11 protein-coding genes are annotated in these 14,822 nt (G+C 39.9%); 2 read left to right on the top strand and 9 right to left on the bottom strand.

Annotated features, from left to right (window positions below; genetic code table 11):
• Window positions 1–7: 7 nt before the first annotated feature.
• From ACNR9Q_RS14525 to ACNR9Q_RS14550, 6 genes are all read right to left on the bottom strand, one after another.
• On the bottom strand, window positions 8–1,147 hold the full coding sequence (locus ACNR9Q_RS14525) for a formylglycine-generating enzyme family protein (RefSeq protein WP_419211946.1): 1,140 nt from the start codon (window positions 1,145–1,147) through the stop codon (window positions 8–10).
• Window positions 1,148–1,224: 77 nt separating this feature from the next.
• Window positions 1,225–4,596: a T9SS type A sorting domain-containing protein gene (locus ACNR9Q_RS14530; RefSeq protein ID WP_419211947.1), complete on the bottom strand. Its 3,372-nt coding sequence runs from the start codon at window positions 4,594–4,596 to the stop codon at window positions 1,225–1,227.
• Between the two features lie 721 nt (window positions 4,597–5,317).
• Window positions 5,318–5,878 (bottom strand): isochorismatase family protein, encoded by a 561-nt coding sequence (locus ACNR9Q_RS14535; RefSeq protein ID WP_419211948.1) that lies wholly within the window; start codon window positions 5,876–5,878, stop codon window positions 5,318–5,320.
• 236 nt (window positions 5,879–6,114) lie between these two features.
• On the bottom strand, window positions 6,115–6,825 hold the full coding sequence (locus tag ACNR9Q_RS14540; protein ID WP_419211949.1) for a hypothetical protein: 711 nt from the start codon (window positions 6,823–6,825) through the stop codon (window positions 6,115–6,117).
• A gap of 127 nt (window positions 6,826–6,952) precedes the next feature.
• Window positions 6,953–7,606, bottom strand: a complete 654-nt coding sequence (gene fsa / locus ACNR9Q_RS14545; protein ID WP_419211950.1) for a fructose-6-phosphate aldolase — start codon at window positions 7,604–7,606, stop codon at window positions 6,953–6,955.
• Window positions 7,607–7,633: 27 nt separating this feature from the next.
• Window positions 7,634–9,664 carry a transketolase family protein gene (locus ACNR9Q_RS14550; RefSeq protein ID WP_419211951.1) on the bottom strand — a complete coding sequence of 677 codons (2,031 nt, stop codon included), beginning with the start codon at window positions 9,662–9,664 and terminating at the stop codon, window positions 7,634–7,636.
• 379 nt (window positions 9,665–10,043) lie between these two features.
• Here ACNR9Q_RS14550 and ACNR9Q_RS14555 point away from each other — a divergent pair, with 379 nt between their 5' ends.
• Together ACNR9Q_RS14555 and ACNR9Q_RS14560 are read left to right on the top strand one after the other, a co-directional pair.
• Window positions 10,044–11,774 carry an APC family permease gene (locus ACNR9Q_RS14555; protein WP_419211952.1) on the top strand — a complete coding sequence of 577 codons (1,731 nt, stop codon included), beginning with the start codon at window positions 10,044–10,046 and terminating at the stop codon, window positions 11,772–11,774.
• Entirely contained in the window at window positions 11,771–12,715 is a 945-nt protein-coding gene (locus ACNR9Q_RS14560; protein WP_419211953.1) for an alpha/beta hydrolase, read from the top strand. The genes ACNR9Q_RS14555 and ACNR9Q_RS14560 overlap by 4 nt, the downstream gene beginning before the upstream one ends.
• 29 nt (window positions 12,716–12,744) lie before the next feature.
• Here the strand turns inward: ACNR9Q_RS14560 and ACNR9Q_RS14565 are convergent, their stop codons facing one another.
• The 3 genes from ACNR9Q_RS14565 to rpiA all read right to left on the bottom strand — a co-directional run bounded on the left by ACNR9Q_RS14565 (window position 12,745) and on the right by rpiA (window position 14,798).
• Complete coding sequence (locus ACNR9Q_RS14565; protein WP_419211954.1) at window positions 12,745–13,434, bottom strand: VIT1/CCC1 transporter family protein; 690 nt, start codon at window positions 13,432–13,434, stop codon at window positions 12,745–12,747.
• A gap of 126 nt (window positions 13,435–13,560) precedes the next feature.
• Window positions 13,561–13,983 (bottom strand): MgtC/SapB family protein, encoded by a 423-nt coding sequence (locus tag ACNR9Q_RS14570; protein ID WP_419211955.1) that lies wholly within the window; start codon window positions 13,981–13,983, stop codon window positions 13,561–13,563.
• 137 nt (window positions 13,984–14,120) lie between these two features.
• A complete protein-coding gene (gene rpiA / locus ACNR9Q_RS14575; protein WP_419211956.1) occupies window positions 14,121–14,798 on the bottom strand; it encodes a ribose-5-phosphate isomerase RpiA in 678 nt (225 codons plus the stop codon).
• Window positions 14,799–14,822: the final 24 nt, after the last annotated feature.

Genomic DNA, 14,822 nt, shown 5'->3' on the forward strand with positions numbered 1-14,822 from the left:
ATGTCCATTATTTTTTGGCCAGCATGGCAATAGTGGCTACGGTTCGAAAACCAGTATGTTCCAAAGCGGAATCCATGCTAGAACCCATTCGGGCAGATACCCGATAACTCGCACAATAGGAAGCACTACATAAAAAAGAGCCTCCCTTTATCACCTTTTCCTTTGCCAAGGGGTTATTGGGTGTAAATGGGTTTGTTGCGCCGGTAGGGTTTATCAGCGTAGCATTCTTTCCCTTGATTTCCTTGTAATAATTGGCATTGTACCAGTCACTTGTCCACTCCCAAACATTTCCGGCCATATCATAAAGTCCGTATGCATTTGGTGGAAATGATTTCACGGGAGCCCTTAGCTCAAACCCATCTGCTTTCGTATTCTGTATGGGGAATTTTCCTTCCCATGTATTTGCTTTTTCACTTAAGACAGCTTCATTGTCTCCCCAGTTATAAATAGTCCCGAAAGACCCCGCCCTAGAAGCTAATTCCCATTCTGCCTCGGTAGGTAATCGTCTTCCCGCCCATTCGCAATAGGCTAACGCATCTTCATAGGCCACTTGAACCACGGGGTAATCGTCCTTTCCATCGATACTACTTTTAGGACCGTTAGGATGACGCCAATTAGCTCCTATGGTCCATTCCCACCATTGGGAAAAGTCATAAAGATTGGCAACCGGCGATTTTGCTTTCTTAAATGTTAACGAACCCGGTTGCAAAATAGAATCATGTGGTTTTGGAGTGCCCGGTGGGACTTGTTTTTTAAGCTCTTCCCACTCAATTCCACGTTCGGCAATGGTGAGGTAGCCTGTAGCTTTTACAAATTCGTTGAATTCTTTATTCGTAACCTCTGTTGCATCCATAAAAAACCCATCGACCATTACTTCAATGGGAGGTTTTTCATGGTCCATGGCCATTTTGTCCGTCTTTACAGCTCCTTGTTGAAATAAGGCACCAGGAATCCAAACCATTCCTTTAGGAATAGCAACAGTATCCGGTTTTTTTACAAGAAGCACATGGTCTATCTTTTTTGGGGTAGAAATTTCAGTAATTACAGCATTCGATCCTACTTGAACGTCTTCTTTATTCCTCAATTTACAGTTTGTACAACAGCATAGGCTTAGGAGCAATACCGTCATCTTTAGACTTCTAGGCATAGGGGCTATTTTCATCGTTACAAGATACCATTAAAACCATTATTTAAAAAAATCGAGCAAGGATCTTGATCATTTCCTTAGTTGATAATCAATGATTTCTTAATACTGCCCGATGGCAAACTTAATTTTACCGTGTAAATACCGGATTGTAGTCTTTGAATATTCTGATAATAATGGTCGGACGAATCTTTCTCTAGTTGTTCTTCAAGCACCAAAGCACCAGAGGTATCGAATAGTTGTAGAAATACATAAGCCTGTTCATCGAGAACAAAATAAACAAAATCGGAAGACGGATTTGGGAATATAATCACTTTAGGGGCGCTATTGTTTAACATAGTTTCGTCACTTTCTTCTGGGGAAACTGCTTCTCCATCTTCAATCAGGGCACAAAAATTATTGGGGTCGGTTATGGTCACTATTGAATTACAATAGGTCGTCTGTCCATCAATGGTGGTGATCATCAACTGCACCTCGTTCTCACCTAATTCATTACAGCTGAAATTTGTGGTATCTACTTGTAGTTTGACATCAGGGCATCCAACCTCAGAACTAAAATCGTAGAGTGCTTCTGGAGTAAGTACAGCTTGTCCGTCCGGATCTAAGGTCAATTCAACGGACCTGCAATTACCAACGGTATATGTCATTGATTCAAGAATTACGGTCAATAGGCCCGTAGCACAGCTCTCATCGGACCATTGTGCCATTATTTGATAGGTATCTGCCCTTAAATTGGAGATTTCAACAGAACCAAGGGAATCGCTAATCTCTTGATAGGTTAAACCACCGTCCAAACTCAACCTAATCTTTTCGTAGTCAGGATGATCATTGAAATCTACACGAATCGTTCCCGTGGGTTCATCACAATCTGGTTGCTCTTTAATCAAAGCTGATAAAACAATGGGGACTGCTGGTGAGATACTCACCAATGGCAGGGCCATCTTACAAGTAGTGTCCGTATTTATAATCCCAATTTGATAAGTGCCTTCAAATGCCTCAATTGTAAAAGTAGGTGCTCCACTATTCCAACTATTCGCCAAGACCTCACCGTTCATGGAAACCTCGAGCGGCGTAGAGGTATCTGTTCGTTGCAAAGTTATCAAGCCGGCTCCTTCACAGGTCTCTGAACGTGTAGTAATAGTGATTTCAGGGAAATCGGTTTCCAATATTACCATTACGCTTTTACTACAACTGGCATCTTCCCATCTCCCTATGATTTCATAGGTATCTTCCTCCAAATCAGGAATAGTAATGGACCCCAGTGCATCGTCATATTTCGTAAAATTTACACCATTATCTAAACTCAACGCAATATTTTCAAAAAAGGGATGGTCATTAAACCTTACGGTTATTGAACCTTTGCCCCCTTTGCAATCTGGATATTTTTCAATAGTTGCTGAAAGTACCAGTGGTGTTTCTTCAATTATTTCAACGATTCCCAATTCTATGCTACATCCCGATGCCGTATGTTTGATGACCACGTTATATGTACCATCTGAGACCAATATCTCTTTCTCGGTTTCAGTTGAGGACATTGTTTCGACGAAAGTTACCCCTCCATTTATACTTATAGCTATGTCATCGGTATTCGTAGAACTTTCAACCACTATACTACCCATTGTCTCACAGGTAGGGTTTTTAAGCGTCACAAAAAAATCAAGGATAACAGGTTTTACGCTGACCTCATTAGAAAGGATGGATGGAGAACAGCTATTTGAAGCCATTGCCCGATAGGTAATCGGGGAGGTGAAATTGTTTAGAACGATCAATTCACCTGTGGTCGACCCTTCATAATTTTCATCATCGACTACATTTACCCACGTGTTCGCCTCCAGCTTTTGCCATTGTATAGTTTCTGCATTTTCAACTAAAAACCTTAAGGGCGTTCGGGTGTCTTCTTCACACCTAAATGTATCGGTAGGTTGGGCCACAATTTCCAGAGCTTCACAACAAGACGTGTAATATTCCATCAAGGGTAGGTTACAAACTTGCTCTGTGGTACTTTTGTCGGTTACATATTGTCCCCCTATTTTGTCCAAAGTACTCAATTCCCGTTTTTGTTGCCCGGGACCAACGGAAAAATGCATGACCTCATTACTATTTATAACGTGACCCAATTGTTGAGTATGACCAATTTCATGTAGCATGACAGTCTCAAAATCGAACTCGTTGTTCGCAGGTAACCCATCGCCATAGTACCAATTATAATCATCGTTCATAACTACCTCTACTTCGTAGACAAACCATTTAATGGTATCACCCTGATAACAACCTGAGTATCTGGATCGCGCATAGGCCAAGGTGGAGCCTCCCAATTCATCCCCATTATCGAATCGTACGATATTGACACCGTCATTTGCATCTTCATCAATGGTGCTATCTGCCCCTCTCTTGAAATTGACCCCAGTGGTACAACCCCAAGTTTCCATAAGGTTCTCAAATCCTTGTGCTGCTCCAGAATTATTTGCGAAATCGGTAAAAAACTGAAAATCGTAACCATCTATGGAATTATCTGCAAAAAGTTGTGTTTCATAAGAGGATGTCTCCTCATCTACCACGTATTTTATATTGATATGGTCGTACCCTAAAAGAACATCCTCAGAACTTACTACCGATTGTCCATCGGCTTTATTGATCCTAATTCTTCCGGTCCCAGCACGGTAGGGGATTTCAACTTTAATCCTAGAAGGAGTCCATTCTAAGATTTGATTGTCCAATGCCGCTATAAAACCATTACCTCCACTATTGGCATCCGCAAAGAGAACAGCACCTTGCTCAACCCCAAATTCACCTCCAGATATGGTCATTACATCACCAATCCCTGCATGAAACTCAAAAGTGGTATTGCTACTACTTTCGCCTTCTGAAACAAGGGCCGACTCAACAGAAGAACTTGATACAATAGCACTATCCTCTTCATCCCATAAGAGAATGGGTACGATGGGAAGTTGCACTAAATCAGTAATCGTGGTATACAATTGTCCTTGTATATCTTCATATGTATTGAAAACCCCTGTTGCCGTATCCGTCAATAAATCATACCTTAAAAACCCTAATACCGTTTCAACAGGACGGTAAAGATTACCGGGTACGGCTATTGTGACGGGGAGCGCTTCCAAAACGAACAGCCCCATCTCACCCACTTCCAATTCAAGAGCATGGCTAACCTTTTCCATCTCCAACCCAACGACACCCCCTTGTGTTACAACGTTGATGGTTTGTGTGAGTAGAATTCCTTTAAATTTATTGAAGACCTGTACCTTATTTACGGTGTAGATATTTTTGCCAGCTACATCTCTATACCCTTGTTGTGAAATTACCTTCCCTTCTACCACCAATGCAGCTTGGTCCAATAAATCCTGTAACGGTTTTTCTACGGTCATACATTGACCTGATAGATAAATAGGTGAGATAAAACTTAGGAACAATAAAAAACGCAGCATGTAGGTCATTGATTTTTTTTTGGGGAACAAATACTTCTATTTGCTATAACTACGGATTAACCATAAAAAAGTTCTCTTTTACAAAAACCCGATCGATGAAAAACATCAAATTAGTAAGAAAACGATTACAAAAATTATTTCGTATGTAATTTAAAACTATTCGATGTACTACAACATTCTGATTAGTTGGTAGTTATTGAAACAAGCATGCAAAGGTTCTTAAGCAGGATTGTATTTTAGTTTCCTTGTAGGTTTGGCCTGTAGAAGTGTGTTGATGCAAGGTTATTCGAGGGATAACGTTCCTTTTTTAAGTGCTCACCTAGGCATGTAAAATTTCTGTAAGGATGCCCTTAAACATTTTTAAACTAGTACCGATCAATTCATCTGGAAAATCATAATCGGAATGATGAAGGGCTGCATGTTCTTCCCCTGAACCCAATCCAAAAAAAGCACTTTTATATTTTTGTGAAAACCGACAAAAATCTTCTCCAAACCGTAACGGTTTAGTTTTTTTAAATACTCAAACCTTGACGAATGTACTTTTTCAGCAATAACAGTGCCCTCAGATCCATTTTATTCTTTCGCAACTTTCATTCAGTATTTTTTTCAATTGGCGCTAATTTATCTGCGCATAAAGTGTTGTGGAATTAAAGGAGATTGCTCTGAAGCCTTAATCGAAAGATTGTAAGATTGAATGCCATGTAAGTAGGTAAAATCGTCCCACAATTAATTATAGCTGCTGTTCACAGCTATTTTTAATTTGCTCATAGTTCTCTACTATGATTCGACCTTTTGTCGGTATCATATTCCGCCAAACCCAGTTGTAGTGTTCGATTATTTTTTCCGCAGTTAAATGTGGTCTTTCACCTGTAGTATGGCCATCTTCAACCACCTTTATAATATAATCTTTTGTCAAAGCTGATTGAACCGTAGATTCCACACAGAAATCAGTTGCGCATCCCGTAATCAGTAATTCAGTCACGTTTAGTTCTGTAAGTATAGGTTGTAGTTTCGAGTTATAAAAGACATCATTCGCATATTTGTCAATTACAAGGTCGGTTTCTTCCACTTTTAAATCGTCCAATAATTCCCATTCTTTGGTATTCTTTTCAAATTCTCCAGTGCCGGTTCCATCATGCTGAATATAAATAACCGGAAAATCCAATTGACGAAATAATTGGGCAAGTCCATTTATACGCTTTACCACGCCACTTGTATCAAATCGAGGTGTTTTCGAGGTGAAAGAGCCTTTTTGCATATCGATTATCAATAAGGCTTTTTTATTTTTCATCTAGGCTAAAATCTTTTTTTTAAATATTTTCCAATGATGTGGTTATGAACTGTACGGAAGCGAGATGATGTTTCATTTCCGCCATTGTAAGCTTCCCCTAAAAGTGATGCTTTTTACTTCATATTCTATTTTCTAATACTAATTACCCTTATTGTAATCAGACAAGATTTTTTTCATGCAATATTGACTACAAAGTCACAAAAGTCCTCCAATTTACACGTTAATCCTTATTATTATTAATGACTAAAATCTATCGTATAATTGACCGTTTTTCCCACATCGATTAATAAAGTGTCATATTCTACAGTCAGAACATCGTTCTTTCTTCGATATATAGAAACAATTATAGGTTGATTTCCTGAAACTTGGATTAAATTATTATTATTGTTTGACTCATAATTCCAAGACCTGATTTGTCCGTTAATATTCTGACTATATCCATTCGGAACTTGGTAGTCGAACTGTGCGGAAAAATAATCCAATTGCTTAATCTCATTAAGATTTAGTGCGGTTAGGTTTAAATATGCAATTCTTGGAATATTATGATTAATTATTAATGTTGTATCTCTTGCTATTTGGTCTAAATCAATCCCACTCAAATTAGCTTCTAAGTAAACCTCTTCTGCTAGCTTAAACACTATATAAAAACGTCCATCAAGTAATTCATCATTCCTAATTTTAAAATTAAAATAAAACCTCCCGTCAGAATTCGTGCGTGTTTTTGCCTTAGTTCTTATTATACCAGAGCCAAAATAAGAATTATCCCATTGCAACGTAAGGTCTAGATCAGAGATAGGAACTGTTCCATTGTCGGTCATTATTTTGCCAACAATTTCTATACAATCGATTTGACAATCTTCACTAGAAACTAAATCATCTTCTTTTTTCGCACAACTAAAAATACCTAGAATCATTAACAAAGCAAACAAATGCAGTTTCTTCTTCATTGTAACACAAATTATTGCCCACTATGATAACCATCATTGTTTACAGCCGATATATTAAATCTAAATTAAAACAAAAAACCATCACTTTTCAGTGAAGGTTTTTCTAACTCCAGTTATTTAAAATGGACTAGTTTCCTTTATTATAATCAGCCAAGAATTTCTCTAGTCCACTATCGGTTAACGGGTGCTTTAAAAGTCCGGTAATTGAACTTAAGCCTCCTGTCATGACATCGGCACCAATTTTGGCGCAATCGATAATATGCATTACGTGGCGTACAGAGGCGGCTAAAATTTGGGTTTCATACCCGTAATTATCGTAGATTAAACGAATATCGGCGATCAAGCCTAGACCGTCTGTCGAGATATCATCTAAGCGCCCAATGAACGGAGATACATAGGTCGCACCCGCTTTAGCGGCCAATAATGCCTGCCCTACAGAGAATACCAAGGTACAGTTGGTACGATATCCTTTATCTGTAAAGTACTTGATCGCCTTTACGCCTTCTTTAATCATCGGCACTTTAATAACAATCTGCGGACTAATCTTTACCAATTTTTCACCTTCTGCAATTATTCCATCAAAATCGGTAGAAATTACCTCGGCACTTACGTCACCATCCACAAGATCGCATATTTTCTTGTAATGCTCCATGATGTTTTCTTTGCCGGTAATGCCTTCTTTCGCCATCAAGGATGGATTGGTAGTTACACCATCCAAAATACCCATGTCCTGAGCTTCCTTGATCTCATCTAAATTTGCTGTATCTATAAAAAATTTCATCTGTTATCTTATTTTTAATTTATTTCCTTAGTTTAAAAAATTCATCACTTCTTTGTACACTTGATTTCCGGTGAACCCGAATTTCTCATCCAACACTTCTGCAGGGGCCGAGTAACCAAAATGCTCCAAGCCAAATACTTTTCCATTGGCTCCTGCCAAACCTTCGAGGTTTACGGGTAAGCCTGCCGTAAGTCCGAAAACTGGTTTGTTCGGTGGAATCACTTTCTCTTGATAGGCTTCTGATTGCTGTCTGAAAATACCTTCGGATGGAATAGAGGCAATATTAACCTTTAACCCTTCTTTCTCCTCTAACAATTTGGTTGCTGCTACCAAAGTCGCTACTTCAGAACCATTTGCGATTAAAATTACATCGGGATCAGCAACTTCTTGTACCAAATAGCCTCCTTTTTCTGCTCCCAAAGCCTCTTCATAACGGTTTCCGCTTTTCGCAGGAACATCCTTGATTCCCTGTCTGGACAAAATAAGTCCGGTCGGGGTTTTCGTATTTTCCATTGCCATTTTCCAAGCCACATTTGTCTCTTGCGAATCTGCAGGGCGCAAGGCTACAAAACTTTGTTCGTGGCTATGGTTCTTCAATTTCTCCAACAAGCGGATCTGTGCTTCTTGTTCAATAGGTTGGTGTGTTGGTCCGTCCTCACCTACCCTAAAGGCATCATGTGTCCAAACAAACTTCACCGGCAATTCTTGTATACAACTTAAACGTATCGCCGGTTTCATATAATCGGAGAATACGAAGAATGTCGCTACAACAGGAATAATTCCGCCATGAAGTGCTATGCCGTTAGCCATTGTCGCCATGGTCAACTCGGCCACGCCCGCTTGTAAGAACGCTCCCGAAAAATCACCTTTCTTTAAAATCTGCGTTTTTTTCAAGAACCCGTCCGTTTTATCACTGTTGGACAAATCTGCGGAAGAAACGATCATATTTTCAACGTTCTGTGCCAAATAGGCCAAAACATTAGAGGAGGCCGCTCTAGTAGCCTGTGCATCTTTTTGTGCTATCGAACTAAAATCAAGGTCGGGCAATTTACCGTCCAAGAAACCATCTAACTTATTGGAAAGTTCCATATTTTCTGAACGCCATGCATCGATCTCTTTCTTTTTATTGTGAGCCTGTTCTTTCTTACGGTTAACGACGTCTTCGTAAAAGTCGGCCACCTTTTTAAAAATCTCAAAAGGATTATCGACGTCGGCACCTAAATGTTCAAGCGTCTTTGCATAATCGGCCCCGGTATCGCCAACAGGCTTACCATGAAGTTCGGTATACCCCTCATATGGTGTTCCATCTGCCGTCACACAACCTTTCCCCATAATCGTATGACCGATAATCAAGGTAGGTTTTTCGGTTTCAGCATTGGCATCTTTTAGCGCTTGTCTAATCTGATCATGGTCATGGCCATCAATCGTAACGACATTCCATCCCCACGCTTCATATTTTTTGGCCGTATCCTCAGAGGTTACCTCATCGGTTTTAGAGGAAAGTTGCACATCGTTAGAATCGTAGAACATGATAAAATTGCTCAATCCTAAATGGCCGGCAATTCGTCCTGCTCCTTGAGATATCTCTTCTTGAACACCACCATCGGATATAAATCCGTAAATCTTGTGGTTCATCCAATCTCCAAAACGGGCCTTTAGAAAGTTTGCCGCAATGGCCGCCCCTACTCCCATCGTATGTCCTTGACCTAATGGTCCTGATGTATTTTCGATTCCTCTTGAAACGTCGACTTCTGGGTGACCCGGAGTAACGGAATTCCATTGTCTGAAGTTCGCAATATCATTCTTTTCAAAATTACCCAATAAGTAATATTGGGCGTACATTAATGTTGATAGGTGACCTGCATCCATGAAAAAACGGTCACGGAAAGGCCAATGCATATCTGAAGGGTCATAATTAAAAAATTCAGAGTATAGGATGTGCATATAATCGGCTCCGCCCATAGGTCCTCCTGGATGTCCAGAATTCGCCTTCTCTACCATTGCTACAGCTAATGCCCTAATATTATCAGCTGCTAATTGATCTATTTCCTTATTCATGTATTATCTGATTGTTTTTAAGGTTCGTGTTTGCTTTAAATCTACTAAAATCTACTCAAAGATACCTTATCTAGAGCGCTAATTAAAATAATTGGCACAACATAATTCAATACATTTAAAGTCTTAACCGTTATTTTACAGTTACTTCCGAAAAGTAAGCCTACCGAAAGGGTTTTCGAAGAAGTAGACCACTATACAACCTTTTATAAATTACAAGTTTACAAGGATTAAAAAAACAGAAAATTATTCAAGTGATTTGTAATTACCTCTTCATTCATGAAAATTAATGAGCAACTATTAATTAAACCTTTTCTAAACAAATCAAACGCGCAAGTACGCCAACTTATTCTTTATCTTTATGCTATAATTCATATTGAAAATGAGCAAAAAACTAAATCAATTGGAAGCCACTGCCATCTGTGGTAACGATATTAGTTCTTCGTGTTTGTATGTCTCTGCATTGGCCATTGTATATGCCGGTCAGTACGCTTGGATTTCGCTTTTAATGGTTGCTGCCGTACTTTTTCTATTCCGTAAAATCTATGGCGAAGTCGTAGGGGCACTACCCTTGAACGGCGGTGCTTATAATGCCCTTTTAAACACTACTAAAAAATCCACCGCTTCTTTGGCAGCAGCTTTGACCGTTCTCTCCTATATGGCCACGGCTGTTATTTCTTCTTCGGAAGCGGTAAAATATGCGCATAGCATTCTAGAGATCATTCCGGTGATACCGACCACCATTTTTCTATTAGTGTTGTTCATGGGCTTGGTCATTCTTGGCATTGGGGAATCTTCTAAAGTGGCCATCTTTATATTTTTATTTCATTTGGCATCACTAACACTGTTGGCCGTATTTTGTTTTATCTTTTTTGCTGAAAACGGAGTGGATATTTTAATGGCCAACTTTCACCAGCCCGTTAAAAGCGGGATCGTAACCGCTTTATTTCTAGGATTTTCAGCGGCCATGCTAGGCATCAGTGGTTTTGAAAGTTCTGCCAATTATGTTGAGGAACAGAAAAAAGGGGTATTCCCTAAAACCTTGCGCAATATGTGGATCGTCGTCACCATTTTCAATCCGCTGATCGCTTTTTTAGCGTTGGCCATTATACCTATGAACCAAGTACTCGGAAATCAAGAATCGTTGCTCAGTTTTATGGGCGATACCGCTGGAGGACATTGGCTTGCCATTCTTATTGGTATCGATGCGGCCTTGGTACTGAGCGGTGCCGTACTTACTTCTTTCGTTGGGGTGGGCGGATTAATGCAGCGCATGGCTTTGGATCGTATCTTACCCGAAATACTTTTGAAAAAGAATAAAAAGGGAAGTCCATATCTGATTTTTATCCTCTTCTTTTTATTATGTACCTCGGTGCTTTTGGTAACGATGGGCGATTTGGCAAAATTGGCCGGTGTATACACCATTGCCTTTTTATCGGTCATGGTGCTATTCGGCATAGGAAACCTGCTTTTAAAAATAAACCGGTCGAAATTACCACGACCCGAACGTTCTACATGGGTAGGTTTGCTCATTGCAATCATAGCCATTATAACGGCCCTGATCGGTAATATTAAATTGAATCCACAATACCTTACCATTTTCATCGAATATTTAACCCCTACTTTATTGGTCGTTTATTTCATGCTCTACAGAACATATATTTATAAGGCGTTCTTACGACTTTTAGAATATGTTTTTCCCGATAAAGGAAAATGGTTTCAGCGCATTAATAGAGAATTAAAAAGCTTGTTGCAACACGTCAATTCTCAACAATTCGTTTATTTCACGAAGAGAGATGATATTGCCACGATTAATAAAGTGATGCTCTACATCACCAATAATGAAGCTACCAAACGGGTGAAAATCGTAACGATAACCGACAAGGATGCAACCATACCCCAAAAATTCATTGATGATATCGATGTTTTGGACAGGGCCTACCCCAACATACATTTTGAATTTATTCAGGAATTCGGAGAATTTTCTCCAGAGACCATCATGGCGCTATCCAAAAAGTGGAAGATTCCGACCAACTTTATGTTCATCGCTTCCCCTGGCGATAAATTCCCTTATCGCCTAGAAGAATTAGGTGAAGTTCGATTAATTATATGAGAGGACGACTTTCATATGCCCATCCTCTTTTAATGAAGTATTTCTTTTTATTCAGTTTTATTTTGATGTCTTTTCTTGTCAACGGGCAAGAGGATTACAAAGAAAAAACTGCTGATTCGATCCGTATACGGACTTTTATTTACGCAGATACCCTGCAAATGGATCTGTACGATATCCTAGCGGATACTACGTCGTACAAACCTACCGTAATATTAGTGCATGGGGGCGGATTCACCACCGGTCAACGCAATGGTGGGGATGAACGTAGGCTAAGTACCTACTTGGCAAAAAGAGGTTTCAATGTGGCTTCGATAGATTATCGATTGTCTCGAAAAGGAAAATCATTTGGATGTAATTGCGTGACCGAAATTAAACTTGACACCTATATAGAAGCGGTCGCAGACCTTTCGAAGGCTATTAACCATTTGACGGTAAATGCAAAATCATTTCATGTAGATGCTAGTAAAATATTATTGATGGGTAGCAGCGCAGGCGCAGAAACTGTTTTAAATTATCTATTTATGCGGTATGATTACCGCTTCAAGCACATTCCATACCCGGACGCTTCTGTAATTGGTGCGGTAAGTTTATCAGGTGCCGTTGTTGATGCAGGTTATATTTCCAAAGCAAATAAAACTCCGTTACTCTTTTTTCATGGGGTTAATGATATTTATGTCCCCTATGGCACCGGTCCACATCATTCTTGTGCCATTACAGCTGATGGTTTTCTAATTTTAGATGGGCCTAGAGCGATTGCGGATCGGTTATCCATTTTGGGTGGAAGTTTCAAAGTATATTATAATGAAAATGGCGGTCACGAATGGTCGTCCTACGGGTATGAATACCCAGAACGTATAGCCCAATTCTTAGAGGATGCCTTAAAAGGTAACACGAATATGAGGGATTTCGAAAAAATCGAAATCCCTGTTAAAAATAAATAATCAAGAACGAGAAGATTGAGTGTTTCTCATTAGGCTACATTTACCCCAAATAAATGCCCGATCAATGCGGTTATTGCCATAGCAACGGTTCCCCAAAAGCTTACCCTTAAAATAGCTTTCCATATATTGGCCCCACCAGCTCTAGCAGCAATCGCCCCCAATACAGCCAGAAAAACTACGGCCAAAAGGTATTGGACATATTCCATATATTCAAGTGGCCCAAAATAAGCTACCAGAACTGGCAACATACCGCCAAAAATAAAGGAAGCTCCAGAAGACAAAGCCGCTAACAAAGGTTGCGCCTGTGTAATTTCGTTAATCCCCAATTCATCTCTTGCGTGAGCCTCTAAGGCGTCATGGGCGGTCAATTGTTCTGCCACCTGAAGTGCCAATTGTTCGTCCAATCCCCGTTCCTCATAAATTTTGGCCAATTCCAACAATTCCTGTTCCGGCATTTCTTCCAACTCCATACGCTCCCGGTCAAGATCGGCCATTTCCAGATCCGCCTGTGAGCTCACCGACACATATTCTCCCGCAGCCATCGAGAGTGCCCCTGCAACCAGACCGGCCACGCCTGCCAAAATAATAGGCTCCCTCGTCGTACTTGCGGCCGCAACGCCAATAACCAAACTAGCTGTTGATAAAATACCGTCATTGGCCCCGAGAACGGCGGCCCTTAACCAGCCACTTCGTGTACCATAATGTTTTTCATCTTGCATAAATTCCAATTATCGGTTTTTTTGAATCCTCATTTTACGATATTCATTTGAACTTAATGACATACCGTTCTTATCTTTTATAACTAAATACTATAAATATTTCTTACAATGTTACTGTCGGTTCGATTATTTCCTGTTATTAAGCCATTTATCAAGTGGCATTAATAGAGAATTTATAAAGATGACGAATACACTTGCCACTAAGGTTTCCATGTACATGCCTGTTGCGGCCAAGCATCCTATTGCAGCACTGCACCAAACCGTTGCGGCAGAGGTAAGCCCATGCACATTGCTACCTTCCCTAAAAATGATACCTGCTCCTAAAAATCCAACCCCAGTGACGACTTGGGCGGTAATACGGCTCACATCGACCCCACTAGCTACATCGGCTATTGAGATTGATAATAATACAAATACTGCGGCACCCATGGCGACCAACATATTCGTTCGCAAACCTGCGGTCTTATGGTGCCATTGCCGTTCAAAACCAATGGCCAATCCTGCCAAAAGGGCCGTTCCCAAACGTAGGGAAAATTCAAAAACGGTCATACGTTACTTTTTAGACTTTATTACAAAAAAAGTACATTCACCCTACAGCTATGTAAATCATTGAAAACTAATGGGAAACCTAAATTCGTACTTCAAAAAAACATGAATGATTCTATGGCTGAATGACAACTACCTTCTTATTTCTCAAAAACGATGGTTGATTCTCCTTCTCCGATAATCACTAAATCGGTAGAATGTAAAAAGAGACCGGTTTCCACGATTCCTGGTATTTGCTTCAACGTTTGCTCCAAATCAGAAGGGTTCATATCAGCATTCCAAATATCAACATCCACAATATCATTGCTCTCATCGGTTTTATAATTATCGCTCCCATTTTTACGTTGCTTGGGGCTTAGGCCCATGCTTTCCAATTCTTTTATGATCAACTGTGTCGCAAAAGGAATTGTTTCTAACGGAAGTTTAAATTTCCCCAATTTGGAAACCCGTTTGGAAGCATCTGCAATGATAATATTGAAATCTGTATTGTAGGCTACTATTTTCTCCCTAAGTAAGGCCCCACCCCCTCCTTTTATCAATTGCAGTTGGTCATCCACCTCATCGGCACCGTCAATGGTCACATCCAAGCGTTGGGCTTCTGCCAAGGTTACAATGGGAATCCCTAGTTGTTTAGCATGCTTTTCGGTTTCCAAAGATGTGGCCACTGCCTTTATCGTTAATCCTTGTTTAACTTTTTCACCTATGGCTTCGATCATGAAATAGGCGGTAGATCCCGTACCCAACCCTACATTCATACCATTCTTAACATATGTTACAGCTTCTAATGCCGCTATTTTTTTCTCTTCTACCGCGCTCACGTAATTGTTGTTAACTCTAATTAA

Origin of the sequence: Maribacter sp. X9, from assembly GCF_048537565.1 — a bacterium.
Classification (GTDB): Bacteria; Bacteroidota; Bacteroidia; order Flavobacteriales; family Flavobacteriaceae; genus Maribacter.

Coding starts and splice junctions, on each gene's coding strand:
- ACNR9Q_RS14525 (WP_419211946.1), bottom strand. CDS start 1,147: ATGCCTAGAAGTCTAAAGATGACGGTATTGCTCCTAAGCCTATGCTGT.
- ACNR9Q_RS14530 (WP_419211947.1), bottom strand. CDS start 4,596: ATGACCTACATGCTGCGTTTTTTATTGTTCCTAAGTTTTATCTCACCT.
- ACNR9Q_RS14535 (WP_419211948.1), bottom strand. CDS start 5,878: ATGAAAAATAAAAAAGCCTTATTGATAATCGATATGCAAAAAGGCTCT.
- ACNR9Q_RS14540 (WP_419211949.1), bottom strand. CDS start 6,825: ATGAAGAAGAAACTGCATTTGTTTGCTTTGTTAATGATTCTAGGTATT.
- fsa (WP_419211950.1), bottom strand. CDS start 7,606: ATGAAATTTTTTATAGATACAGCAAATTTAGATGAGATCAAGGAAGCT.
- ACNR9Q_RS14550 (WP_419211951.1), bottom strand. CDS start 9,664: ATGAATAAGGAAATAGATCAATTAGCAGCTGATAATATTAGGGCATTA.
- ACNR9Q_RS14555 (WP_419211952.1), top strand. CDS start 10,044: ATGAGCAAAAAACTAAATCAATTGGAAGCCACTGCCATCTGTGGTAAC.
- ACNR9Q_RS14560 (WP_419211953.1), top strand. CDS start 11,771: ATGAGAGGACGACTTTCATATGCCCATCCTCTTTTAATGAAGTATTTC.
- ACNR9Q_RS14565 (WP_419211954.1), bottom strand. CDS start 13,434: ATGCAAGATGAAAAACATTATGGTACACGAAGTGGCTGGTTAAGGGCC.
- ACNR9Q_RS14570 (WP_419211955.1), bottom strand. CDS start 13,983: ATGACCGTTTTTGAATTTTCCCTACGTTTGGGAACGGCCCTTTTGGCA.